The sequence below is a fragment of the Chryseobacterium sp. POE27 genome, from assembly GCF_039727685.1.
In the GTDB taxonomy this organism is placed as follows: Bacteria; Bacteroidota; Bacteroidia; order Flavobacteriales; family Weeksellaceae; genus Chryseobacterium.
Genome location: NZ_CP152475.1, coordinates 4005826 through 4030247 on the forward strand (window position 1 = coordinate 4005826; position 24422 = coordinate 4030247).

23 protein-coding genes and 1 pseudogene are annotated in these 24422 nt (G+C 35.3%); 15 read left to right on the top strand and 9 right to left on the bottom strand.

What is annotated here, in order from left to right; translation table 11 throughout:
• The 10 genes from AAHI02_RS19310 (at position 1) to AAHI02_RS19355 (ending at position 8586) form a co-directional block, all read left to right on the top strand.
• Positions 1-381, top strand: coding sequence for a phosphatase PAP2 family protein (locus AAHI02_RS19310; RefSeq protein WP_346984599.1), 381 nt, complete (start codon positions 1-3; stop codon positions 379-381).
• Positions 382-396: 15 nt separating this feature from the next.
• Positions 397-1011 (top strand): response regulator transcription factor, encoded by a 615-nt coding sequence (locus AAHI02_RS19315; RefSeq protein ID WP_346984600.1) that lies wholly within the window; start codon positions 397-399, stop codon positions 1009-1011.
• 62 nt (positions 1012-1073) lie between these two features.
• Entirely contained in the window at positions 1074-2276 is a 1203-nt protein-coding gene (locus AAHI02_RS19320; protein WP_346984601.1) for a HAMP domain-containing sensor histidine kinase, read from the top strand.
• 137 nt (positions 2277-2413) lie between these two features.
• Entirely contained in the window at positions 2414-3457 is a 1044-nt protein-coding gene (locus tag AAHI02_RS19325) for a hypothetical protein (RefSeq protein ID WP_322924774.1), read from the top strand.
• A gap of 279 nt (positions 3458-3736) precedes the next feature.
• Complete coding sequence (locus AAHI02_RS19330) at positions 3737-4180, top strand: hypothetical protein (protein ID WP_322924776.1); 444 nt, start codon at positions 3737-3739, stop codon at positions 4178-4180.
• A gap of 151 nt (positions 4181-4331) precedes the next feature.
• Positions 4332-6752: a TonB-dependent receptor gene (locus AAHI02_RS19335; protein ID WP_322924778.1), complete on the top strand. Its 2421-nt coding sequence runs from the start codon at positions 4332-4334 to the stop codon at positions 6750-6752.
• An 11-nt stretch (positions 6753-6763) separates the two neighbouring features.
• A complete protein-coding gene (locus AAHI02_RS19340; protein WP_346984602.1) occupies positions 6764-7129 on the top strand; it encodes an HD domain-containing protein in 366 nt (121 codons plus the stop codon).
• Positions 7110-7355 (top strand): hypothetical protein, encoded by a 246-nt coding sequence (locus tag AAHI02_RS19345; protein WP_346984603.1) that lies wholly within the window; start codon positions 7110-7112, stop codon positions 7353-7355. Before AAHI02_RS19340 ends, AAHI02_RS19345 begins: the two co-directional genes overlap by 20 nt.
• 12 nt (positions 7356-7367) lie before the next feature.
• Positions 7368-8159, top strand: coding sequence for a phosphatase PAP2 family protein (locus AAHI02_RS19350; RefSeq protein WP_322924782.1), 792 nt, complete (start codon positions 7368-7370; stop codon positions 8157-8159).
• A 10-nt stretch (positions 8160-8169) separates the two neighbouring features.
• On the top strand, positions 8170-8586 hold the full coding sequence (locus AAHI02_RS19355) for an EamA family transporter (protein WP_322924784.1): 417 nt from the start codon (positions 8170-8172) through the stop codon (positions 8584-8586).
• A 60-nt stretch (positions 8587-8646) separates the two neighbouring features.
• Here AAHI02_RS19355 and AAHI02_RS19360 read toward each other — a convergent pair whose 3' ends face one another.
• The 3 genes from AAHI02_RS19360 to AAHI02_RS19370 form a co-directional block, all read right to left on the bottom strand.
• A complete protein-coding gene (locus AAHI02_RS19360) occupies positions 8647-9375 on the bottom strand; it encodes a hypothetical protein (protein ID WP_322924786.1) in 729 nt (242 codons plus the stop codon).
• A 10-nt stretch (positions 9376-9385) separates the two neighbouring features.
• Positions 9386-11758 carry a TonB-dependent receptor gene (locus AAHI02_RS19365; protein ID WP_322924787.1) on the bottom strand — a complete coding sequence of 791 codons (2373 nt, stop codon included), beginning with the start codon at positions 11756-11758 and terminating at the stop codon, positions 9386-9388.
• A 334-nt stretch (positions 11759-12092) separates the two neighbouring features.
• A complete protein-coding gene (locus AAHI02_RS19370) occupies positions 12093-12647 on the bottom strand; it encodes an AraC family transcriptional regulator (RefSeq protein WP_346984604.1) in 555 nt (184 codons plus the stop codon).
• A gap of 233 nt (positions 12648-12880) precedes the next feature.
• On the opposite strand from AAHI02_RS19370, the gene AAHI02_RS19375 reads away from it, so the two are divergent.
• Together AAHI02_RS19375 and AAHI02_RS19380 are read left to right on the top strand one after the other, a co-directional pair.
• The gene (locus tag AAHI02_RS19375; protein ID WP_346984605.1) at positions 12881-14962 is read left to right on the top strand and encodes an outer membrane beta-barrel protein; all 2082 of its coding nucleotides are present in this window, start codon (positions 12881-12883) and stop codon (positions 14960-14962) included.
• Positions 14865-15110 (top strand): outer membrane beta-barrel protein, encoded by a 246-nt coding sequence (locus AAHI02_RS19380; protein ID WP_346986640.1) that lies wholly within the window; start codon positions 14865-14867, stop codon positions 15108-15110. Before AAHI02_RS19375 ends, AAHI02_RS19380 begins: the two co-directional genes overlap by 98 nt.
• Before the next feature lie 258 nt (positions 15111-15368).
• Here the strand turns inward: AAHI02_RS19380 and AAHI02_RS19385 are convergent, their stop codons facing one another.
• Positions 15369-16265, bottom strand: coding sequence for a helix-turn-helix transcriptional regulator (locus AAHI02_RS19385; RefSeq protein ID WP_322924793.1), 897 nt, complete (start codon positions 16263-16265; stop codon positions 15369-15371).
• A gap of 405 nt (positions 16266-16670) precedes the next feature.
• Here AAHI02_RS19385 and AAHI02_RS19390 point away from each other — a divergent pair, with 405 nt between their 5' ends.
• The 3 genes from AAHI02_RS19390 to AAHI02_RS19400 all read left to right on the top strand — a co-directional run bounded on the left by AAHI02_RS19390 (position 16671) and on the right by AAHI02_RS19400 (position 18441).
• Positions 16671-17696: a carboxymuconolactone decarboxylase family protein gene (locus AAHI02_RS19390; RefSeq protein ID WP_346984606.1), complete on the top strand. Its 1026-nt coding sequence runs from the start codon at positions 16671-16673 to the stop codon at positions 17694-17696.
• Positions 17626-18105, top strand: coding sequence for a cupin domain-containing protein (locus AAHI02_RS19395; protein WP_346984607.1), 480 nt, complete (start codon positions 17626-17628; stop codon positions 18103-18105). Before AAHI02_RS19390 ends, AAHI02_RS19395 begins: the two co-directional genes overlap by 71 nt.
• Positions 18106-18222: 117 nt before the next feature.
• Entirely contained in the window at positions 18223-18441 is a 219-nt protein-coding gene (locus tag AAHI02_RS19400) for a hypothetical protein (protein WP_322924797.1), read from the top strand.
• A gap of 157 nt (positions 18442-18598) precedes the next feature.
• Here the strand turns inward: AAHI02_RS19400 and AAHI02_RS19405 are convergent, their stop codons facing one another.
• The 5 genes and pseudogenes from AAHI02_RS19405 to dnaE form a co-directional block, all read right to left on the bottom strand.
• The gene (locus AAHI02_RS19405) at positions 18599-18934 is read right to left on the bottom strand and encodes a nuclear transport factor 2 family protein (protein ID WP_322924799.1); all 336 of its coding nucleotides are present in this window, start codon (positions 18932-18934) and stop codon (positions 18599-18601) included.
• Between the two features lie 181 nt (positions 18935-19115).
• Positions 19116-20027, bottom strand: a complete 912-nt coding sequence (locus AAHI02_RS19410) for a helix-turn-helix domain-containing protein (protein ID WP_322924801.1) — start codon at positions 20025-20027, stop codon at positions 19116-19118.
• 76 nt (positions 20028-20103) lie between these two features.
• Positions 20104-20910: an SDR family oxidoreductase gene (locus AAHI02_RS19415; RefSeq protein ID WP_346984608.1), complete on the bottom strand. Its 807-nt coding sequence runs from the start codon at positions 20908-20910 to the stop codon at positions 20104-20106.
• A 95-nt stretch (positions 20911-21005) separates the two neighbouring features.
• Complete coding sequence (locus AAHI02_RS19420; RefSeq protein ID WP_346984609.1) at positions 21006-21335, bottom strand: hypothetical protein; 330 nt, start codon at positions 21333-21335, stop codon at positions 21006-21008.
• A gap of 28 nt (positions 21336-21363) precedes the next feature.
• Positions 21364-24419 (bottom strand): annotated as a pseudogene (gene dnaE / locus AAHI02_RS19425) (DNA polymerase III subunit alpha).
• Between the last annotated feature and the right edge of the window lie 3 nt (positions 24420-24422).

The window sequence follows — 24422 nt, forward strand, 5'->3', positions numbered from 1 at the left end:
ATGATATCGACTTTGTTCTCAGGAGTTTTAGGTTTGGGTCTTAAGATATTAATTAACAGGCCACGACCTACACAAGACCTTGTACTACTGCTGGAAGATACCAAATATCAAAGCTTTCCAAGTGGACACGTTTTGTTCTACACCGTATTTTTTGGATCTATAATTATGATTATAATGACTTTAAAAATTTTCAGTAACAAAATGAAAATATTTCTTGCAGCTGCTTGTCTCGGAATGATCTTTATGGGTGCTGTTTCCAGGGTTTATTTAGGAGCACATTGGTTTACGGATGTGCTTGGTGGATTTATTTTAGGAATCTTGTTTTTATTTATCACGGGCCACTACTATCTCAAAGATTCTTGGATTGGTAGTAAACTTTAACTAAAAAAAATCTTTATGAAGATATTAATTGTAGAAGACGAAGTGGCTTTAAGTAAAAGCATAGTCAGTTATTTAAAATCGGAAAATTATCTATGTGAGGTCGCAGGTAATTTCACCGACGGTATCGAAAAAGTGGATTCCTACGATTACGATTGTATATTATTAGATATTTCATTGCCCGATGGAAACGGTCTTAATGTCCTTAAGTTTTTAAAGGAAAATAATAAGACCGAAGGTGTTATTATTATTTCTGCCAAAAACTCAATAGAAGATAAAATTGAAGGATTAAAATTAGGAGCAGATGATTATATTCCCAAGCCATTTCACTTATCGGAATTGAGCGCGAGAATCGCTGCAGTTATTAGGCGTAGAAAATTTAATGGAGATAATATTTTGATCCTGAATGAAATTACGATTGATATATTGGCCAAAACAGTTGCGGTAAACAATCATATCGTTGATCTTACAAGAACAGAGTATGACTTGTTGCTTTATTTTGCAGTCAATAAAAACAGAGTGCTTTCAAAAGCCGCTATTGCAGAACACCTTTCAGGAGAAGATTTATATCTGTATGATAATTACGACTTTATCTATGCTCATATTAAAAATTTAAAAAAAGAAACTTGCTAAGGCCGGAAGTGACGACTACCTAAAATCTGTCTATGGTATGGGATATAAATATGAAATCTGATATGAAACTTATACATTACATATCACGTAGATATATTATTTATTCAACGATAATATCTCTTATTGCTATTCCTCTTTTCTACGTTTCGTTGCAGCATTTATTACTTAAAGGTCTTGATGAAGGCATGAAGCAGCAAAAAAGCTGGATTGAAAATAAATTGAAGACTGAAAAGCCCAATGCTATTTCAACATTTGAAAATAATATAACAATAACGCCTATAAAGGAGAAGTTTCGGAAATCTGAACAATCTTTCAATGAACCTGTATTTGTAGAAGCTGATCATGAAACCGTTATGCACCGTGTTCTGCTTTCTAATGTCAGTGTAAATGGAAAAAACTATGTGATCCGCATTCAAAAATCAATGATCGAAGATGAGGATCTTTTACAGAACATCCTATTGCTTCAGTTTGTATTTATTTTGATTCTTATTGTTGGTCTTGGCTTAATTAATTTTTCAATTTCAAAGAAACTTTGGTTACCGTTTAATGATATTGTCAATAAAATGAAGGGATATCGAGTGGATATAAGTGACAAACTTAATTTTATGCCAACCAGAATTTTTGAATTTAAGGATCTTGAAAGTTCAATCAGCGATCTGGTGAATCGCAATGGCAAATTGTATAAGGCCCAAAAAGAATTTACCGAGAATGCTTCTCACGAATTGCAGACTCCGATTGCTGTTTTTACCAGCAAACTGGAACTCTTGATGCAGACCAGTCCTATCACCGAAGAGCAGGCAGAACTCATCAGCGAAATTTTTTCTGCCGGAGAAAAGATGCAGCGAATTAACAGAACATTACTGCTGCTTACCAAAATCGAAAATAACCAGTTTCCAAATGTTGAAAGGATCGTACTCAAAGATGTATTGGATGGCATTATCAGTCAGTACAAAGATACTTTGCAGTTAAAGGATATAAATTTAGATATCCAATTCAACAATAGTTCTGTAATTACGGCAAATCCTATTTTGATCGACATCCTGTTCGGAAATCTTTTTTCAAATGCTCTAAGATATACGGATGAAAATAAAACGATAAAAATTGAAATTAATAGAGAAACGCTCACTTTCAGTAATGATTCAAAGAATGGTGTAGGAAAACTAAATGAATCTGAATTATTTCAACGTTTCAAGAAACAGTCAAATGACAATAGAAGCTTAGGTCTTGGTCTTGAAATTTGTAAAAAAAATATGCAATCTTTATAATTACGATATTCGGTATGATTTTGTAGAAAACAGGCATTCTTTTACAGTTTGTTTTAAATAAGCTGATTTCTAAAAATTCAGCATGTCTACAGAATTGAATTGCAGCTTTGCCATGTTTACAAATTTCAATTACTTCTATGAAGAAAATTATTACCCTTATTACATTAATCTGTGTAGTTCATTTATCCAATGCTCAGATTAAAATTTTATTTGATGCAACGAAAGCTGAAATGGCTGGTAATGCAGATTGGGTGATCGATGCAGATCTGCATAATCTTAAAGCAAATTCCAATGGAACTGTCACCACAGGTGGAAGTCAAAGCAATCCTCAGAGAATTCCATCACCCGCACAAAGCGGTATCACAAGTTCTACCTCTGAAGCGTATTGGAATGGCGCATTAAGCGGTTGGGCAGTTGATCTGGTCAAATTGGGTTATGCCGTTGAAACTTTACCGTACAATGGAAGAATCAGCTATGGTGATTTAACTAATACACAGGATCTTTCTCTTTATAAAGTTTTTATTATTGATGAACCTAATCTGAAATTTACAACAGCAGAGGCTAATGCGCTAGTAAACTTTGTTCAAAATGGAGGCGGTTTGTTTATGATCAGCGACCATAACATCAGCGACAGAAACAATGATGGATGGGATTCACCAGCGATCTGGAATGATATCCTGCAAAATAATACCGTACAGACAAATCCGTTCGGGATTACTTTTGATCTTGGTAATTTTAGTCAAACTACTAGTAATTTTGCCTCACTTCCAGCAAATACAATTTTACACGGAATTGTTGGAAATCCTACACAAATGCAATATTCAAACGGGACTTCTATGACACTTAATAAAGTGAATAATTCCGCAGTTCAGGGTTTGATTTTTAAAACAGGTTCTTCTACAACAGGGCTTACAGGAGCTATGGTTGCAACAGCAAGTTATGGTACCGGAAAAGTGGTGGCTTTGGGCGATAGTTCGGTTCCTGATGACGGAACTGGAGATTCAGGTGACAGTCTTTACAATGGATATACAGGAGATGGCAACGGAAATCACAAACCATTGCTTTTAAATGCTGTTATCTGGCTTGCAACTGCTACAACCAACCTTCAAACCTCAGATTTAAGTTCAAATAATTTGATGGAAATATATCCGAATCCTACTTCTGATTCTATTTTTTTTTAAGGATTTAAAAGCTGATTTTTCAGGATGTCAATATGTTATTTCTAATGTTTTAGGTGAGAATCTGGAAGTTTCTAATCTTGCTTCAAACAAGATAGATTTCCAGAAATATCCAAATGGAGTCTATTTCATTTCTTTAAATTCTAAGAATGGAGTTAAGACATATAAAGTCATTAAAAAATAATATTTATTCTTCAAATAAATTTTCAATTTACTTTCAAAATTCAGTATCTCTACAGAATTGAATTTCAACTTTACAGTATTAATTTAAAATATTATAAAATGAAAAATTTAATGTTAGCAATGTCTCTATTATGCGTAAGTACATTGGCATATTCTCAGAAGAAAAAAGAGAAAGATGAAAAAAAAGAGAATGTAGAAGTTCCGGCTGTTGTGGAAAAGGCATTTCAAAAGGCTTATCCTAATACAAAAGCAGAATGGGAAGATGAAGGCGGAAAACTTGAAGGCTCTTTTAAATACAAAGGTCAGGAAATGAGTGTTGTTTATAACGCACAGGGAACTTTAGAAGAAAAGGAAGTTGAAATTAAAGCTAATCAGTTACCAGCAACAGTTTCAGCTTATATTACAAAAAACAAATTAGGTAAGATCAAAGAAGCTGCAAAAATTACAAAAGCAAATGGTACTGTAAATTATGAAGCCGAAGTGTATGGTGGTGATGCTTTGTTTGATGCAAAAGGTAATTTTATAAAACTTCAGAAAGATTAGATGTGTTAGTAATTTAGTGTTTATTGAATGGAAGCTGTCTGACCGAAACTGCTTCCATTTTTATGTAAACATGTAAGATTTATATTATCAAATTCTAAATTTCTTCTAAATCTCATCTCATTTTTGTCTCATAAAATTAAAATGATATAAAATGCTGAAGAATTTGTTTTTCCTTGTTTTACTAATGACGATGAGTTTTTTTAAATCGCAGTTTTCAAATGTAACTATTTCCGGAATGGTTAAAAATCAATCGGATCAAAAAAATCTGCCATATGTAAATATTATCTTAAAAAAATCAAATGATGAGGCTTTTGTCGCTGGAACCATTACCAATGAAGAAGGGAGATTTTCGCTTGAAGGAGTGAAACCCGATAATTATTATTTGGAAATATCTATTTCTGGATTTACTGCCAAAAAACAAAATCTCTTTGTAGGAAGTCTTTCTGAGTTTATTGAAATTCCAATTATTGAACTGGAGAATTCTTCTTCGACGAAAGAAACTAAAATTGAGGAAGTTGTTATAACATCTACCAAGAAAAACGAAATCAGCAATCAGATGGATAAAAAAACATTTTCATTAGCCGATAATATCAGTCAAAGTGGAGGTTCTTTATTACAATCGATGCAGAATTTACCGGGTGTAACGGTTCAGGACGGGAAAGTTCAGTTGCGTGGGAATGATAAAATCACGGTTCTGATTGATGGAAAACAAACTGCGTTGACAGGATTCGGAAGCCAGACCGGATTGGATAACATTCCTGCTTCATCCATTGATAGAATCGAAATCATCAACAATCCTTCGTCAAAATATGATGCCAATGGAAACGCTGGAATCATCAATATTATTATGAAGAAAAATTCAAAAAACGGTTTGAACGGGAAAGTGGGTTTCACTTACGGAACGGGTTCGCTTTGGGTACGAAAAGAAAATCTTCCGACAATAAGACCTCAATATACTTTTGCCCCGAAAATCAATCCTTCTTTGTCGCTTAATTATAGAAAAGATAAGGTTAATGTATTTCTTCAGGCAGACAATCTTTACACCCAGACTTTGAATAAAAATGAATTCGTCACAAGAACTTACGACGACGGAACAATCATTAAATCTCAGTTAAAAAGAAACAGAAATACCAATTTCTTAACAACAAAAGCAGGTTTGGATTGGAATATCGATTCTCAAAATTCATTAACGGTTTCTGGGATGTACGGAAGTGAAAAAATAATTGACCGTGGCGACCAGCCTTTTTTCAACGGAGATTTTTCACAAAGACTTCGTTTGTGGCAGTTTTTGGAAGATGAATTGAAAACGACAATCATGGGAACTGCCAATTATCAGCATAAATTTAAGGAAGCAGGGCATTTATTGAATGTAGGTTTTAATTATACTTTTCACAGAGAAGATGAGAAGTATTTTTACGATAATTATTTGCCAACTTCCAAAGGAACAGATGCTTTTAAATTATTGTCTGACGAACAGGTTTATGATTTCAATGTAGATTATATCAAACCTCTGAAATACGGAAGATTAGAAACTGGAATCAAATTAAGAAACAGAAGCATCCCGACAAATATGAATTTTCTTCCCGGAGCAAACTCTGTTTTGGATGTCAATGCAGGAGGTTGGGCGACTTATAAAGAATTAATTCCCGCTGTTTACGCGAATTATATTTTTGAAACTCCAAAATGGGAAGCTGAATTGGGAGTGAGGTTGGAGTATGTGAAAATTCAGTATGATGTCAATCCGAATCATCCGACGTATAAAAGCGATGGTTACAATTACACACAGCCGTTTCCAAATCTGAGATTGGCTTATAAGCTCAATGACAGAAACAAATTTTCTATTTTTTATAATAGAAGGGTAGACCGTCCGAATGAAGTAGATATCAGGATTTTTCCAAAATATGATGATGCAGAAATCATTAAAGTCGGAAATCCTCAATTAAGACCTCAATTTACCAATTCTATTGAATTGGGACACAAATACAATTGGGATAATGGTTATTTGTATTCTGCGTTGTATCATCGTTTTTCAAATGGAACGATTACCAGAATTTCAAGCATTGTTCCAGGAAGCACTTTGGTTTACGCTGTTTTTCAGAATGCCGGTAAAAGTTATAACTCCGGACTTGAAATGATTTTAAATCAGAAGATTTCAAAAGTATATTCCTTTAATATTAATGGAAATCTTTACAGAAATCGGATTGATGCTTTTACGGTAACCAATCTTTATCCAACTCCAAATGTTTTTTCGGCAGAAATGCAAAATGCAATATCAGGAAATGTGAAATTTAACAATACTCTCAAATTTGCTGGCGGATTGGATGTTCAATTGACGGCTGTTTATCTGGCTCCTGATATTATTCGGCAAGGGAAAATCGGTTCTAGATTCTCAGTTGATGCCGGTATTAAAAAATCGATTCAAAATGGAAAAGGAGAATTGTTCTTCAATGCTACGGATTTGCTTAATACAATGGTAATAAAGAAACAGATTCAAGGAAGTGGTTTCTACTATACCAGCGATGATTACTATGAAACACAGGTCATTAGGGTTGGTTATAGTTATAAGTTCTAAATATAAAAAAAATGAATAATTTATTACAAGCTGTAAGAGATTATGCGATTCTTTTTCTTACAGAGAATATTTCCAGTGAACTGACATTTCACAATATAGGGCACACTTATGAAGTAGTGGCAGCAGTTCGGGAAATTTCTCAGGAAAGTGTCCTTTCCGAAGAGGATATTTGTGCCTTACAGGTTTCTGCTTGGTTTCACGATTGCGGATATGCTTTTTGTTATAAAGGTCACGAACAAGAAAGTAAGAGAATTGCCTGCAATTTTCTTGAAAACTTCGGTTGTGAAAAAGATTTTATTCAAAAGGTTTTAGAATGTATCGATTCAACAAAATATCCTCAAAATCCTGTATCAGAGATTGAAAAAAATCATTTGTGATGCAGATTTATTTCATTTAACAAGAACTAATTATCCCAAATATGAGAAAGCTTTAAGACTGGAGTTTGAAAAATATCTCGGACTCATTTTTACCGATGAAGAATGGCAGATGCAGAACAATGATTTTCTAAAAAATCACCAATATTTTACAGATTACGGACAAAATATACTTGCAAAATTTAAGGAAGCGAATGTCCAGCTCGCCAATGATTTTATTAAAAATTAATACACAAAAAAAATGTCAAATTACAGTCAAAAAATAGCAATCGGTCTTTTCATATTAACCTCAGTTTTTGGAAATATTAAGGCTCAAAACAATGATTCAATTCAGGGTCAGAAAACAATAAAAGATAGTACAATCATTAATGAAAAAATATATAATCCTAGTTATAAAAAATTGATTATTCCAACTGCGTTGATTGGATACGGAGTGGCGAGTTTGAGTGTTAATGGCCTAAAACAATTAAACTTCTCAACCAGAGACGAAATCAACGAACACAAGCCAGACCACATCAGAATTGATAATTATACACAATTTGCTCCTGCAGCTTTGGTATACGGATTAAATGCATTTGGTGTTGAAGGTAAACATAACTTCAAGGATAGAACTATCATTTATGGAACATCTATGCTCATTACTTCGGCATTTGTACTTCCTTTAAAACATATAACAAAGGAAGAAAGACCGGACCAATCCAATAATTTGTCATTTCCTTCAGGACATACTGCGATTGCTTTTGCCTCTGCGCAATTTATGTTCAGAGAATATAAGGATACTAACTTTTTATTAAGTATTTCAGGTTATTCATTTGCTGTATTCACAGGCGTTTACAGAATGCTGAATGACAAACATTGGTTTGGAGATGTTGTTGGTGGTGCTGGTTTTGGAATTCTTTCAACAGAACTGGCATATTGGCTTTATCCTAAAATCAATAATCTTTTGGGAGGAAAGAGTAAAAATTCGGCAACAATGGTTATGCCTTTCTACCAAAATAAAAGTGTAGGAATTGGCTTTGTTAAAAATTTTTAAAACTTGAATAATGTGGTTTTATTATACACTACTGTCAGCGCTTTTTGCTGCATTCACGGCTATTTTTGCTAAAATAGGAGTTTCTAATATTAATTCTAATCTAGCCACCGGAATTCGAACAATTATTATTCTGGTACTGGTTTGGAGTGTTGTTTTCATTAAAGGAGAAGCGAAAGATATTGGTTCGCTATCAAAATTTAATATCATTTTCTTGGTATTGTCAGGAGTTTCTACAGGTTTGTCTTGGTTGTTTTATTTCAAAGCACTTCAAATCGGAAAAGTTTCACAGGTTGCAGCGGTTGACAAATTGAGTGTGGCAATAGCCATCATTTTTGCAGTTTTGTTCTTTAAAGAAACACTGACTTTGAAAACAGCAATCGGAGCAGTATTAATAATAGGTGGAACTATATTATTTGCCTTAAAATAATTGAATTAATTTTTAAAAATAAAAAAGATACGGATGCAAATTCGTATCTTTTTTATCATTTTATTTTGTAATCAAACTATAATCGCATCGATGTCTTTCTGCAAAATATTTTTTGCCATCAACAACTCCTTCAGTGTTTATGGTTTTATCTAACCTTACTAAATATTGACCTTTCAGTAGAAGTGGAATAGTAGCGGTTCCTTTATCATCTGTACTCAATTTTAAATCCTGATTATTTGGCAAGAAAACACGTAACAGAGTTCCTTTTTCTACTGGTTTTCCATCGATAGATGCGGAAATTTTTGCTGTTTTATCACTTACGTGAATATCCAGATTTAAATAAGGCATTGGCGTTTTCTGTTCCTTTTTTTTACCAATTACATAAACGGTTTGCAAATATTGAGTAGGTCTAATATTCTGTTTCTGATCTTCTCTTTCTACGACAGGAAGTCTGTCGTTAATGGCAAAAATATAATATGTTCCATCATTTTTAGGAATATAGTATCCAATCCAGAAATCGTTTTTCTGCTGAATTGAAATTTGAGATTTTTCTCCATTGGGGTTGATGACAGTGAGTTCAAAATCTTTCATTTTATCAAGATCACTTCCGCTTTTGATGTATCTTGTTTTGTCTTCGTTCACGCCTCCGTAACGGATTTTTATCATTAAGGGATCTCCCTTTTTACCTGAGCCTTCCAGTTCCAGCCAATATCCGTCTGCATAGGCAAGATTGCTTAACAAAAGAAAAAATAATAAATAAAAAACTTTTTTCACAATAAAAGAATTCATTAAAACTTATTTAAAATTTTAAAGCAATACTTGCCAAAAATCTGATCGGAGCTTGAGGTGTAAGTCTTACAGACCAAGCTTTTTCGCTGGTAATATTATCTATTTTTAAGCCTAATCTGTATTTCGGACGGTCATAGAAAATACTTGCATCGAACATTTTGTAAGAAGGGATTATCACTTTTGCGGTCTGTGTATTGGTTTGATAAGACATGCTTCCGATATTTCCTCCAAAACCGGCTCCCAAACCACTGAATTTCCCTTTCGTAAAAGCATAGCTCATCCAGAAATTATACATATTCTGCGGACCGGATGCAGCAGGGCGTAAGTTCAGTACGGAAGCATCTGATTTTGTGAATTTGCTGTCATTATAAGCATATCCAACGATGATATTAAGACCTGCAACAGGATTTGCCGTAATGTCTACTTCGATGCCTTTGCTGTATTGCGAACCGTCCTGAATAGAGAAATTCGCATCATCCGGATCTGTTCTTAACACATGATCTACTTTAATATCATAATAACTTATCGTCCCGACAAGTCTGTGATTAAACAAATCTGCCTTAGCCCCGAATTCTAATTGATTTCCCTTCTGTGGGACGAAATTGTTTCCGTTTTTATCAACTCCGCTGATATTATAGAATCCATTTAAATAGTTTCCAAATAGAGATACTTTATCTTTTAAAACTTCATAAATTAAACCCGACTTGTGAGATAAAGCTGTTTGCGTGTAAGGTCCTGCCTGTAGTCCGCTCACGCTAAGTCCTCCTGCTGTTTCACCTGTAAGAATATTGTACACCCCATTGTAATGGAAATTATCAACTCTTAAGCTTCCCATTACTTTCAAACGGTCTGTAATATCAAAAACATCTGAAACATAAACAGCATAAGTATCATCGCTGCTTTTTTCTTTTCTTGGTGTTCCTGTATTGGTAAGGGTATCGAGCATATCCCTCGTTACTCTGTAAGTACTTGGGGTATTAATAAAATCGACCACTGGTGCATTCACGTTGGTTCTGTCAAAACTATTGAAATTGTTATAATAATCAAGCCCTACCACCATTCTGTTTCTGAATTTACCGATGTAGAAATCACCGATGAAGTTTTGCTGTAAATTAGTAGCAATAAAGTTTGTGTTGCCTACAATTACACTTGCCTGTAATGTAGTGTCTGATCTTCCGTTTAATGCTGTGATATAGCCATTGATGGTTGATCTTGCACGGGAAAATATGGTTTGTGAAGTCCATGAAGATGAAATCTTGTAATTTAATTGCCCGAAAATATTCATCATTTGAGTAGAGTAGGTGATGTCATCGCCTAAAAATGTCTTTTTGTAAGGGAAATTAATGTCCTCGATGGATTGGATTTTATTACTTTTCGTGTAAGGATTAAAACGAACTACGGAAGTTCCTTTTGCAATTCCAAATTCAACATCCAGTAACAAAGATAATCGGTCATTAATCTGGTATGAAAAGCTTGGGGCAATGGCTAAACTGTTCGTAAAACCACTATCCTGAAAGCTTTTCTCGAAAGTTGTTGCCCCATTTAATCTAAACAGTGCCGTTTTATCACTATTGATTGGTGTATTGACATCAAAAGCCAGTCTGTTAAAATTCCAGCTTCCTCCGGTATAACCTACTTCACCACCAAATCCGTTGTAGGGCTTTTTGGTGACTCTGTTGTATAAACCTCCGTAGCTGCTTGATACCTGAGTTCCAAAAAGGGTGGTGGAAGGACCTTTAATAGCTTCAATTCTTTCTAAATTGGCATTATCCAAAAATGAGAAAGCCGCTCCTGCAACACCGTTTCTTGCATTAGGCTCAGTTTCAAATCCACGCGAACGGAAAGTCACTCTTCCCTGATTGGCAATCATCGGAATACCAGCCCCGGGAACATTCTTGGAAACGCTTCCCAGGTCTACTGCCATTTGCTGAGTGATTAATTCCTTTGGAACGGTATTGTAAACCTGCGGATTTTCTAAATATTTGATGGGTAATTTTGCCACATAGGGACTCTCTTTTCGGGTAACAGTTGAATTATTTTTAACAATCCGCACTTCCTGTAATACCTGAATGTTTTCCTTGGTAAGTCGATAATTTACGGGTGTATCTTCATCTTCTTTTACTTCAACCGGGATTTGCTGCTCTTTAAGCCCCAGTATCTGAATTTTTACAGTATAATTTCCCGGTGCAAGTTCAGGGAAACTAAAATGCCCTTTGATATCGGTAATTGTACTTTTGTTCTGATCTAAAAGTGATACCGAAACAAGTTCTAAAGGTTCATCTTCAATGGAAGTAATTGTTCCTGAGATTGCTCCGGTCTTGGTTTGCGCAAAGGAAAATAAGGCCGTAAGCATTGAAAATAGAAAAATTAATCGTTTATGCATTGTAAAATTGTTTATCTCTTACCCATACAAAAATGACAGTTGAGTAGGAAATTATTAAAAAATAAAAAAGTAATTAAATAGGATTGTTTTTAAAATAAAAAGGAGATTGCCCCATTATCTTTTTTTGGACTAGTTCTGTTTAAACTAAAAATCTGCTTCATTATATTTATTTAGACCAAATATTAATAAAGTGCAAAGATACATATAATATGAACTCAAAAAAGCATCTCTGTTTAGAATAAAGAAATACTGTTTTAGAAATCAGAAAATTTTTATTTGCAATCTAATGATGGAGTAATACCAAAGTGTTTTTTATAGGTCTGGCTGAAGCTGCTTAATGAAGAATAACCCACTTTGTAGGCGATAATTGTAATAGTAAGATCTGTCTTTTAAGGAGTTCTTTTGCGGTCTGCATTCTGGTACTTTGGATAAATTCAAAAATGGTTTGACCATACATTTTCTTAAAGCCGATTTTCAGATAAGATTGATTCGTTCCCACTTCCAATGCTATAATAGGGATTGTCAGATGCTCAGACAGATGCTCAACGATAAGCTTTCTTGCAAGATTGATCTTCTCGACATTGGCAAGGCCCGAAAATTTGACTTTTTGATTATCTTCCTGAAGTTGTAACTCGTTTGTCCCAAGCTTACAAATACTATCAAGAATAAGACTTTCAATGCCTATTTTCCTAAAAATGTCATTAAAATTATTCTTAATGATTTGTAGCAGGTTATGTTGTATATCGATTGGGATCTTTTGCTTTTCTTTTTGAAAAATAGTTAGAGATTCATTGTATTTTGTAAAATATTTTGTGTCAATTGTAATGATAATGCTTTGGCTTTCAATAATACTGTAAACGAAGTCTTTTTCCGATAAAGTAAATATCAATTGAATCTTTTCTTCAGTGGTTTTACTCTCAAAAAAAAGAATTATTACTCTGAATTTTACTTATTTCTAAATTAATATGATCGTTGATTACCTCCACTTTAAATTTAACTAATTTCACAAAAATATTTTGCGATTTTGAATAAAATTTGAATTTTATATCTTTTACATTATCGTTCCATAATTCAGAATGTTTACAAAATTAGGTTTCACCTTTGTGCCATAAATACAGCACTGTGAAACAATTATCAATTCCAATTACTTTACTATTTGCGATTGTCGCAAAGGCTCAAAATACAAATCCTGTAAAACCAACCGATACTCTAAAGGGCAATCAAATCAAAACCATTCAGGAAGTTGTCATTAGCGGTAAAAAGCCAATCGTTGAAAATAAAATTGACAAAATCGTTTATAATGTGGCTAATGACTTGACGTCACAGACCGGTGCCGCAATAGATGTTTTGAGAAAAGTTCCTCAGGTAACCGTAGATGCAGATGGGAATGTGGAGCTTCAGGGAAATCCCAATGTAAGATTTTTAATTAACGGAAAACCTTCCGGCATCTTTGGAAACAGTCTTGCTGATGCACTCGCTTCGATTCCGGCAAGTCAGATTAAAAGTATAGAAGCGGTTACAAGTCCAGGAGCAAAGTATGATGCTCAAGGAACGGGTGGAATTATCAATATTGTTCTGAACGAAAGCAAAGTAAAAGGCATTAACGGAATTATCAACGGTTCTGTAGGAACAAGGTTTGAAACAGGTTCTGTCAATTTAAATTTCAGAAATAATAATTTCAGCCTGAATGCTTTTTTCAGCGGCAATGCACAGTTGAAATCCCGAACGCCTTCTTCACAAAACAGAGTTTCTCATACAGCTACCAGTGAAACTCAATTATTGCAAAATGGTTACAACGATTTTCAAAGACACGGTTATCGTACGGGATTGGGTTTTGACTGGGCCATTAACAAAACCAATACGTTGAGCGGTTCGGTTTCTTATAATGATTTTGCCAACAAAAACATCGGTCTCATCAATCAGGAACAGTATATAAGAGATTTTTCCACGCCGAATGAACAGTCTATTATCGGTTACAGAAATTCAGATACTCGTTCATCTGTGAATTCTATTGATGCTAATGTTAGCTACCGAAAAACATTTCAGAAAGAAGGACAGGAATTAACAGCTGATTATGTGGGAAGTTTTGGCTCACCCAAAAGTAACTACTTGCAAACACAGAGTTTGGCAGGATCAATGATCCCTTATGACGGAATCTCCGGAAGCAATCCTGGAACAGATTCTGAGCATAATTTATCGGTAGACTATGTTCAGCCAATCAATGATAAAATTACATTGGAAATGGGTACGAAAGCCATTCTTCAACATATTAATAATACAACAGATGTTAATGTTTTGAATGCTTTATCAGGACAGTATGAATCTGACCCTTTTCAGTCTTTTCGCTTGAAATACGATATGGGAGTATATGCGGCGTATCTTTCCTCATCTTTAAAATTATTTAATGATTGGCTGGATGTAAGGGCAGGAGCACGTTACGAATACACAACCGTTAAAATTGATTACCAAAATACCAATATTCCATCTTACAGTCTGCTTGTTCCTTCCTTTATTTTATCGCACAAATTTGACAGCGGAGAAACTATAAAACTGGCTTACACAAGACGAGTTGAAAGACCAGAATATTCTGAACTAAATCCGTTTCTGAATTTCAGCGACCCTCACAATATTACCACCGGAAATCCTTCATTAAAACCAGAAATTGGTGATAATATGGAATTAGGGTACAACAGAAATTTTGAAAATGGAGCCAATCTTTCATTCACGCTTACAGAAAGAATTAACAGTCAGGATTTAAAACAAATCACAACTTTTTATCCGATTTATAACGTCAACGGAACTGATTATACCAATGTTTCTGTGACTTCAAGAGACAATATCGGAAAAGAATATAATTCGGGAGGTATTTTATCCGGCTCCCTTCCTTTGCTGAATAACAAATTAAATATTCGGGGAAATATGATGCTTTTCCACCGATATATCGTCAGCGATTATTTTGGAAACATTGATATGGGAATGCGCTACCGTTTAAACTTAAATATGAATTATGCATTTCCAAAAGATTTTATTGTAGAGATATTTGGGAATTATAATTCTTCCGCAAAGAATATTCAGGGTAAAAAATCCTCAATCCATTACTTACAGCATTGCGGCGAGAAAACAATTCTGGAACAAAAAGGCAAGTATAGGGTTTACAGCAACAAACCCTTTCAACAAATATATCAATCAGGTGACAACGGTTAATACCACTGATTATACTTCATATTCCATGCGCCAATTACCACTTCGGTCGTTCGGTATAAGTTTTAGCTATAAATTCGGGAAAATGGATTTTAAAAAGGATAAAGATATCAGTGAGGATTACCTGAATGGAGCTTCGCAGGGAAGTTGATGATTTTAGATCTCTTATAAGGGGGCAATTTTAATTAAATAGTAAGAAAAAAGGTTCAGGATTGAGTTTTTCTGAACCTTTTTTAAGCAGTAATGTAAATATAAGGGTCGACTAATAATGGACTAATTCAGATGCATAAATAATTCTAATTGATTGTTTATTTATACGGGACTAAATATTTATTCTACCCCAATGAAAAAACTCAATATAGTTCCAGGTGTGCCAAGAATTTATCGTTTCAGAAGCAATGGTATTCTATTAATTTAGATTCCTAAATTCCTGAGGTGTTGCACCCACTTTCTGTTTAAAAAGCCGAGTGAAATGCTGTTGGTATTTAAATCCAAGTTCATCGGCGATTTCGTTTATTGATTTATTAGGCTCAAATATTTTTTCCTTGGCCTCTTCAATCAATTTTGTCTGTATATAGTCAAGTGCCGTATTTCCCGTTTCTTTTTTGATGAGGTCACCAAAATAGTTTGCCGATAGATTTAATTCTTCAGCACAATATGTGACGGTGGGTAGTCCAAGAGCCTGCGATTTTCCCGACCTGAAGTAATCGTGCAGAAGATTTTCGAACTTCACCAAAATACCTGTATTTATATTATTTCTGGTAATGAATTGGCGGTCATAGAATCGCATACAGTAATTTAACAAAAGTTCTATATTAGACGCAATCAGTGTTTTACTGTGTTTGTCAATATTTAGATCGATTTCATTATCTATTTTATCAAAGCAATCGTTGATTGTAGCTCGTTCTTTTTTTGATAAATGTAGTGCCTCATTAACATCATAAGAAAAGAAAGTGTAGTCTTTAATAATTTTCCCCAAATGGGTTCCAAGAATCATATCTGGATGAAATACCAATGCTTTTCCTGACGGTTTAATAACCTTCCCGCTACTGTCAATACCGTAAACCTGGCCGGGTGCAATGAAAACAAGTGTTCCGTCCTCATAATCATATGGCTGACAGCCGTAGCGCATATCGCCACACTTTACATTTTTTAAGAAAACACAGTATAGCCCCATATACCTCCTGAATTGTACATAGGTAGGAATTTCATCGAAATTAACGACACTTACCAAAGGATGTTTTGTCTCAGCACCCATCTCGTCATTATACTGTCGTACAGTATCTATTTTTATGACCTCTTCCATATCGTTTTTATCACTTACATACACAAATTTATAAAACCTTTTAACACGAATTACATCCTTATACCCCAAATCAGTAAAAGTGGTAAATACTTCCGTATTCTGTATAAACAAGTTAATCCATACAATGAAGAACTTTGTTCTTGTAATGATCTAGATCACAGAAGATCTATAAAAATTGAATCATTATGGAAAACTGGAAGTATAAAAACAAACAAGATCGTTCCAAGATCGAAGAGATTTAATACAGGTATTGACAAAGATTAGACCCTTAGGAAGGCATTATGCAGTTCCATGCAAAAAGGAAAACTAAAAGTTACATTTGAACCAGAATAAAATAATCTTATGAGATTAAAAATAACAAAATTTTTATGGGTGTTTTTTTTCACAATAAATATGAATAGTATAATGAATGCACAAGTAACGACGAGTAATGGATTTACCCACTTAAATGACCATCAGCAAAATTTGTCTGCGATATCAGCCCTTACCGCCTCAGGGAATACTGAAAATCTTAAAAAGGTTTTGAATTCAGGTCTGGATTCAGGACTTGCAATTAACGAAATAAAAGAAGCTTTAGTACAATTATATGCGTATTGCGGATTTCCTCGCAGTTTGAATGCTTTAGGTGTTTTTAAAACGGTAGTGGAAGAAAGAGCGGGTAAAGGTATCAAAGACAAGGAAGGCAAAAAGATTATCGTAGAAAATACTACATTGGATAAATATGAGCAGGGTCGTAAAGTATTGGAAGAACTTACCAAAACACCGCAACAAAAGCCTGCCCCTGGTTTTGGCGAATTTGCACCACGAGCTGATGCTTTTTTAAAAGAGCATCTTTTTGCAGATATTTTTAACAGTGACGTTTTGAATTTTCGTCAGCGAGAATTTGTAACGATTTCTGCATTGGCAGCTATGCCCGGAGTAGAGCCTCAGTTGAAAGCCCATATCGGTATGGGAAGAAACACTGGTATTACAGATGGACAATTGAAAGAATTGGTTTTGATTATCGATCAGTACATCAGTCGTCAACAAGGCAATGTATTAAGAAATGCCATTGGTGAAAAAGAAACTCCTTTGATTGCAAATGATATGATGGTTCGCATTTCGGAAATTGAAATTGTACCTGAATTCTTAGATCAGTACAAATCGATACTGGTAGAGGAATCGGCAGCTTCTGTAAAAATTGAACATGGAGTAGTCGCTATTTTCCCGATGTTCCAGAAAGAAAATCCCAATCAGGTGAGAATCCTAGAAATTTACGCAGATAGAAAAGCCTATGAAAGCCATCTGCAAACCCCTCACTTTAAAGAATATAAAGACTCTACACTTCCTATGGTTAAATCTCTGAAATTAGTTGATATGAATGTTTTGGACACAAAAACAATGGTGGAGATCTTCAGCAAATTTAATAGTAAAAAAAGAGGATCACAATAGCCAATCAATAGTAAGTGCATTCCCTGTTGGAAAAGAGAATACAGATTTATCAAAGTATTTTATTGGTAAATCATATGTAGCGTCTCTTACATCTAATAAAGAATTAAATCTACCAATTGCTAATGTGACTTTTGAACCGGGTTGCCGAAACAATTGGCATAAGCATACAAACGGACAGATTCTGATTGCTGTAGTTGGGGAAGGGCTCTTTCAGGAACGTGGAAAAGATATTAGAAGGATAAAAGAGGGGGACATTATAGAAATCGAACCTAATGTAGACCATTGGCATGGTGCCACAAAAGATAGCTGGTTTGCACATCTATCCATAATTCCTAATCAGGAATCTAATAAAAACACCTGGTTGGAAGCGGTAAATGATGAGGCTTATGAAGCCGCCAATAAAAAATAAAGAGATGCCAATAGAAAAAGACATTTTTGAGAGACTGAAAAGTGGCAAAACTATTCCGCAAGGTGATTCTCAAAGGAACAGAATGCGGGATGTCTCTTATGAAAGCAAAAAGTATTGATGAAATTAAACAGCACAACAGATGCTGCGGAAATAAGGAATTATTTGGGGGAAATCGTTGGGTCCGAAATTGATGAGACGACAGATGTATTTACGCCGCTTTACATCAATTATGGCAAGGATATTAAGATCGGCAAAAATGTATTCATCAATTTTGATTGTGTATATCAAAAAGATATAACTGATGAATTAGTAACCTCTAAGAATAACCATTCTTAGAGGATTTAGAGAAGGTTATGAAATTTGCGATTTATAATTTATAACAGATATTAAGAACACGGAAAATTACGGATTGATATGGAAGAGGATAAAAGCTGAATTTTAATATTAAAATTAAATTATTATCATTTACCTACCATATATTGTCTCGGGAATATTATAGTAAATCTGCAAATGCTTTAGATATCCTTCCTTCTTCGAATGTAAAACTGAAAAATCCTTTAATTTTTCCCTCAGGAAAGCTCCCGGTAAACTCAACTTCCAAATTTGCTTTGTTATCACTCGTGATGTCAAGTTTTATAAGTTTGGTCTGTGTTCTGTAGCCTATAAAATAGCTTTCAAAGTAATTTTTGATTTCCGAATGTCCGACATAGACATTTCCTACCGATGGATCGTCAAGGATGACATCTGTCTGCCATTTGCTAACATAGTCTACAGTATCATAAGCATTGCTTGACGCAATAAATTCTTCTACAAAATTTGTTATTTTCATACTCGTTTTTTGATTTTTATATTTCAGATGGTAAGAATAATGAATGTTTGAATTCCATATAAATTTGCGCAGATATAAGATGCTTTCATGGTATATTTACCTATCGAGAAAAATATTTGGCAAGGAAATAATTTCGAAGAGGAAGTGATGGATCAGGAACAAAATATGAAACGGACCATTATCAATTTAACAGAGATTTCCGGTATTCAGAAGGTGATATGGACGTTTTGGTTCTGAATAGTTTATTGAAAGATTGAGGATGCTCGAATCCTAGCAGATAGGCAATTTCAGCGATGCTCTTGTGACCTTTTGCAAGATTTTCTTTTGCCTTTTCGATGACTTTTTCATGAATGAATTGCTGTGTATTTAATCCAATCAGGTTCCGTAAAAGATCGCTAAGATATCGCGGTGTTAGGTTGAGCTGTTCTGCTAATAAATTGACGGTGGGAAGTCCGTTGACTAATGGTGTTTCGTTACTAAAGTAGTTTTCCAGCTGTTGTTCGAGCTTGGCAAGAATATCATTATTGACCGCCTTTCTGGTCAGAAACTGCCGGTCATAAAAACGGTTAGCATAATTGAGCAGTAACTCGATCTGGGAAATGATCACATCCTGACTAAACTTATCGATGCGCTCGCTTAGCTCGTCCTGGATAAACCGGTAGATACTGAGTATCGTTGTTTTTTCTTTATCCGAAAGGTACAGCGCTTCTGCTGCAGAATAACTGAAAAAGCCATAATGCCTTATATTGGAGCTAAGCGGATATGCGTTTAACAGGTCAGGATGTATGTGTAGAGTCATCCCATCATAATCAGCCTCTTCTTCCTGCATTTTCAGCAGCTGGCCCGGAGCAATGAACGACATCCCGCCCTCTTCGAAGTCGTAGTGGCCCTGACCATATTTCAATTTTCCGGAAAAGCTTGTCTTAAGGGAAATTTTGTAGAAATTAAGGATGATACCCTGCTCGAAATCCGTGGGGTCGAACTGTGCCTCACCATAATTGATAATACTGATGAGGGGGTGGGAGGGTGCCGGCTGTCCCATTGCTTTATGAAGTTGGGACAAGGAATTAAAGATAACCGGTTGCTTTTTCATAATACAAATTTAAATAATTAGTACGGAGTTATTTTATGAACTGCTAAAAATTAACAGCCCAGAACTAACTATTAGGCTAGAATAGAAACTGTTCGCGGATCTTTTTAAACTGTCCTTCAGGTGTTAATTTCAGTCGTTCCTGGTAAAGGGCAACAGCATCGTTGCCTGCAACATACCTGAATTGGGATTTTTCGTCGGTCGCAGCTTCGTAAATGATCTCAGCCACTTCTTCTGCTTTCGTGTAATCGGCGACCTGCTCCTCACTGTAGCCTTCGCTGACCTTTGCTACCAGCTGACTGTATGCTCCATGCATTCCTTCCTGAAGGGATCTTCCTGTAAAGTTGGTTTGCATCCCTCCCGGAGCGATGACTTTTACATTGATTCCAAATTGTGCGAGCTCGTAGGCCAGACCTTCTGAAAATCCATCGACGGCAAATTTGCTGGCATTGTAAATGGAGCAGGTAGGATATCCCAGAAGGCCGAATGTACTGGTGATATTGATGAACGTTCCGCTTTTTCTTTTCCGGAAATAAGGAAGAAAGGCTTTAGTGATATGAATCACACCCAGTAAATTGGTCCGGATCTGCATTTGGATCTGTTCATTGGTTAATGATTCCAGGGGACCGATAAGGCCGTAACCCGCGTTATTCAGTACGACATCGATGGTTTGGGATTTTAAGATTTCAGATATAGTTGCCTGGCTTTTTACGGTATCGGTAACATCAAGTTCCAGTAGGATTACATTGGGAAGTTGATTGAGCTCTTTTTCCTCCTCGGGTCTTCGCATAGTTGCGATTACTTTCCATCCTTTTTTCTGAAATAATTTGGCGGTTGCTTTCCCTAATCCGGATGAAGCTCCGGTTATAAAAATTGTCTTTTGCATAATTTTGATTTATTTATTGATGCAAAATTGGGCATTAGCTAAAATTTAAAATAAGTCAAAACGGTAATGATCTTAGTTGAAATGACGTAAGTTTCTTAAGAATTGCATATATTATATTTTTCAAAAGGAGTATTTATTCTGTACATTTTTAATCTTTTTTTGCCATACGGAGAGTTGATCTCTATTGCTCTATCACAGAACAGATAAGTAAAATATGATTTATTCCCTGTTTTTTCGTCGGTGTAAATTTCACTATCCCATTTGATCACCATTTCCCAACTGTCCCATTTACGCATTTTGTGTACAAAAGGATTAAAAGAGCACTTAACCTCGAAATGCTTTTTGTTTTTGTCTCCTTCAAAACACACAATAACGGAGTCGTCATTGGGACTTGTCTCTTCAACGATGGTTGCTTTAAGTTTCAATTTATTGATTTTTTGTTATTGTTGAGGACTACTGCATTTTCTGTCTCGGCAATCCAATCTCATGTTCTTGCGGATAAGGCTTTCTTTGAGTCATGCTAATATCTTCATGTAGGGTTCTTGCAGCTTCGAGTGACTTATCTTTATCCATAGAATATCTGGGATCAGGGATAAAGGGCATCTTTGCCATTTTATGGATGGTGATTGTAGGAAAATGAAAATCCACCTCTACAGTTCCTAACAGAAGATAACATCCTCCACCTTGGAAAGGATATTCCTCCAGACAATCCGGAAAATGAGCCGTGTCAAAATAGGCTCCTTCGGCATCGATCCAAGTTCCGAAAAACATGGCTCCTCTTTTAGTGGGAACGTGTTTTCTGGAGATTAAATACGCAAGCATTTTAATCTGTTTTTTATGGTATTTGACCAAATCTTTCGCCATAACCGTTCCACGGTACTTTGTCTGTAAAATATCAAATGGACTGAATGATACTGGAAATCCTAAAATCTCTATTTCATCAAAAGCATCCTCAAAAGGATTTTTAAGAATCGCAGGAAGTTTGTATTCTTTTTGAGGTTCATCAAGTAAGGTTGGCTGCCTAAATGTTGAATGGTCATTACCAAAGAGGAATCTTGCCTGAATGAGCAGTTCATGTTTTTGCTTCCCTGTGAACCTAAATGCACTAATAAAGATTAGCGTCTGCAAAGTTTCTATTCCAACAGGTATTCTCTTGATAAAATTTTCCAAAGAAGTGTAATCTCCGTTTTTCAATCTCTCTTCAGGAATCATCATGGCGATTTTTCTTTCCATCTTTTCGATATGCATTAATCCCAAATAAACATCTTGACCGTAGACTGTCGTCTGATATTCGCTGAGGTTGACACATGGATTGTTAATGGTTGCACCTGACATTTTTGCTTCGTGGACATAAACTTCTGTTCTGTAAAATCCACCACCATTATTGATGGCACAAACCATAAATTCGATAGGATAGTAGACTTTAAGATATAAACTCTGGTAGCTTTCAACAGCGTAAGAAGCTGAATGCGCTTTACAGAATGAATATCCAGCAAAAGATTCAATTTGTCGGTATACTTCTCTAGAAAGCTGTTCAGGATGTCCCAATTCTTTGCACGATTCAAAAAAATGATCCTTTACTTTTTGCAATGCAGATAATGATCTTCCTTTTCCACTCATTGCCCGTCGTAAGACATCACCATCGGCTGCTGACAGTCCTCCAAAATGCAATGCAATTTTAATGACATCTTCCTGATAGACCATGATGCCATAAGTTTCACCCAATTCTTTTTTTGAAAACTTCATGAAAGTATTCAAATTTTGTCGGATTGTTATGCCTGAAAATATATTCCTTCATCATTCCGCTTTGGGCTACTCCCGGTCGGATGATGGATGAAGCGGCAACCAAAGTTTTATAATCTTCGCATTTAAGTCTTCTCAATAGCCCACGCATTGCGGGACTTTCGATATAAAAACAGCCTATTGTTTTCCCTATGCTTAGGAATTCATTGCACTTTGCTTCATTTTTAGATAGGGCAGTGTCTTTGATATCAACGGCAATACCTTTTTTTTCTTTTATTAGGTCAACAGTGTCTTTGATTGTTCCAAGCCCTCTTTGGGATAAAATATCAAACTTTTCAAAACCAATGTCTTCAGCCGTATGCATATCAAATTGCACAATCGGAAATCCTTTCGGTGGCATTTCTAATGCTGTATAATTGGTAATTGGTTCTTCAGAAATAAGAATTCCACAGGAGTGCATGCTTCTCTGATTCGGAAACTTTTCCAGAAGTTTTCCGTATTTATGAACCTGCTTAAAAACAGAATTGTCATCATGTTCACTCATCGGTCTTGTAGCCAATACGTCCAACTCTTCTTTTGGCAAGCCAAAGGCTTTTCCAATTTCCCTAAAGATAGACCGATATTTAAATTCCACATTGGTTCCGCAAAACGCTACGTGATGTTTGCCGTATTTATTAAAAACATATTCCAGAATAGTGTCTCTTGTATTCCAGCTCCAGTCGATGTCAAAGTCGGGAGGTGTTTTACGGTTTAGGTTTAAGAATCTTTCAAAATACAGGTCAAGCTCTAAAGGACAGATATCGGTTATTCCCAAGCAATAGCTGACAATGGAGTTGGCACCGCTTCCTCTTCCCACATGCATGAATCCCATTTTGTTGCTGTACTGGATAATATCCCAGGTAATTAGAAAGTAACCGCTGAATTTTAGATGGTCAATAACAGCGAGTTCTTTTTCAACTCTGGTTTTAGCTTCAGGATGATTATTTCCATATCTAACTGCCAGTCCGTCGTGTGCCAGCTGAGTCAGCAGTTTAAAATCACTTTCCCTGCTGTCTGTGAAATGCTGCTTATTTTTAGGGGTTGAAAAATCATAATCGAAACTGCATTGATTAATTACGGCAGCAGTATTTTGGATGATTTGCGGATAGTTTCGATACTGATTTAACAGTTCTTTTTTATTGACAAATGTTTCTGTCTCCTTGCAGTGATCATCATTTTCTAATTTACTGATGAGGGTATTGTTGTCAATGGCTCTCAGTATTTTGTGAAGATTGTACTCCTGCTTGGTTGTAACGGTCACGGGTTGCAGTATGACCATTTTCCTGATCCACTTTTTTAAGTTGAGGTTTCAAAAGCTGGTTGAGCTCTTCAGGTCTGATTCCTATATATTCAAAATCTTGTAAAACTTGAGGAATGTTGTGCAATGGATATATGACAATAGTGTTTTGAAGCATCGGATTATGCTTTGGAATTTCTACTCCGTCACAATTGTAATGGGTGAGCAGCCTGTTAATCTCTCCAACGCTCTTTTGATTTTTAGCCAGACAGATATAATACAGTTTGCTATCAACTCTGATTTCCACTCCCACGATAGGCTTAATATCGTTTTCAGTGCACAAATTCAAGAAATCATAAATACCTGTCACGGTATTAATATCGGTTAATGCTAAAGTTTGCAGTTGATGATTTACAGCCTGACGAACCAGATCCTGAATAGAAATGGTGCCGTATCTGAGACTGTGGTAAGAATGACAGTTAAGAAACATGAT

What these genes read in the sequence shown, in the direction of transcription:
- AAHI02_RS19310 (WP_346984599.1), top strand. Translation starts at nt 1, where the DNA reads ATGATATCGACTTTGTTCTCAGGAGTTTTAGGTTTGGGTCTTAAGATA.
- AAHI02_RS19315 (WP_346984600.1), top strand. Translation starts at nt 397, where the DNA reads ATGAAGATATTAATTGTAGAAGACGAAGTGGCTTTAAGTAAAAGCATA.
- AAHI02_RS19320 (WP_346984601.1), top strand. Translation starts at nt 1,074, where the DNA reads ATGAAACTTATACATTACATATCACGTAGATATATTATTTATTCAACG.
- AAHI02_RS19325 (WP_322924774.1), top strand. Translation starts at nt 2,414, where the DNA reads ATGAAGAAAATTATTACCCTTATTACATTAATCTGTGTAGTTCATTTA.
- AAHI02_RS19330 (WP_322924776.1), top strand. Translation starts at nt 3,737, where the DNA reads ATGAAAAATTTAATGTTAGCAATGTCTCTATTATGCGTAAGTACATTG.
- AAHI02_RS19335 (WP_322924778.1), top strand. Translation starts at nt 4,332, where the DNA reads ATGCTGAAGAATTTGTTTTTCCTTGTTTTACTAATGACGATGAGTTTT.
- AAHI02_RS19340 (WP_346984602.1), top strand. Translation starts at nt 6,764, where the DNA reads ATGAATAATTTATTACAAGCTGTAAGAGATTATGCGATTCTTTTTCTT.
- AAHI02_RS19350 (WP_322924782.1), top strand. Translation starts at nt 7,368, where the DNA reads ATGTCAAATTACAGTCAAAAAATAGCAATCGGTCTTTTCATATTAACC.
- AAHI02_RS19355 (WP_322924784.1), top strand. Translation starts at nt 8,170, where the DNA reads ATGTGGTTTTATTATACACTACTGTCAGCGCTTTTTGCTGCATTCACG.
- AAHI02_RS19360 (WP_322924786.1), bottom strand. Translation starts at nt 9,375, where the DNA reads ATGAATTCTTTTATTGTGAAAAAAGTTTTTTATTTATTATTTTTTCTT.
- AAHI02_RS19365 (WP_322924787.1), bottom strand. Translation starts at nt 11,758, where the DNA reads ATGCATAAACGATTAATTTTTCTATTTTCAATGCTTACGGCCTTATTT.
- AAHI02_RS19385 (WP_322924793.1), bottom strand. Translation starts at nt 16,265, where the DNA reads ATGGAAGAGGTCATAAAAATAGATACTGTACGACAGTATAATGACGAG.
- AAHI02_RS19390 (WP_346984606.1), top strand. Translation starts at nt 16,671, where the DNA reads ATGAATGCACAAGTAACGACGAGTAATGGATTTACCCACTTAAATGAC.
- AAHI02_RS19395 (WP_346984607.1), top strand. Translation starts at nt 17,626, where the DNA reads ATGTTTTGGACACAAAAACAATGGTGGAGATCTTCAGCAAATTTAATA.
- AAHI02_RS19400 (WP_322924797.1), top strand. Translation starts at nt 18,223, where the DNA reads ATGAAATTAAACAGCACAACAGATGCTGCGGAAATAAGGAATTATTTG.
- AAHI02_RS19405 (WP_322924799.1), bottom strand. Translation starts at nt 18,934, where the DNA reads ATGAAAATAACAAATTTTGTAGAAGAATTTATTGCGTCAAGCAATGCT.
- AAHI02_RS19410 (WP_322924801.1), bottom strand. Translation starts at nt 20,027, where the DNA reads ATGAAAAAGCAACCGGTTATCTTTAATTCCTTGTCCCAACTTCATAAA.
- AAHI02_RS19415 (WP_346984608.1), bottom strand. Translation starts at nt 20,910, where the DNA reads ATGCAAAAGACAATTTTTATAACCGGAGCTTCATCCGGATTAGGGAAA.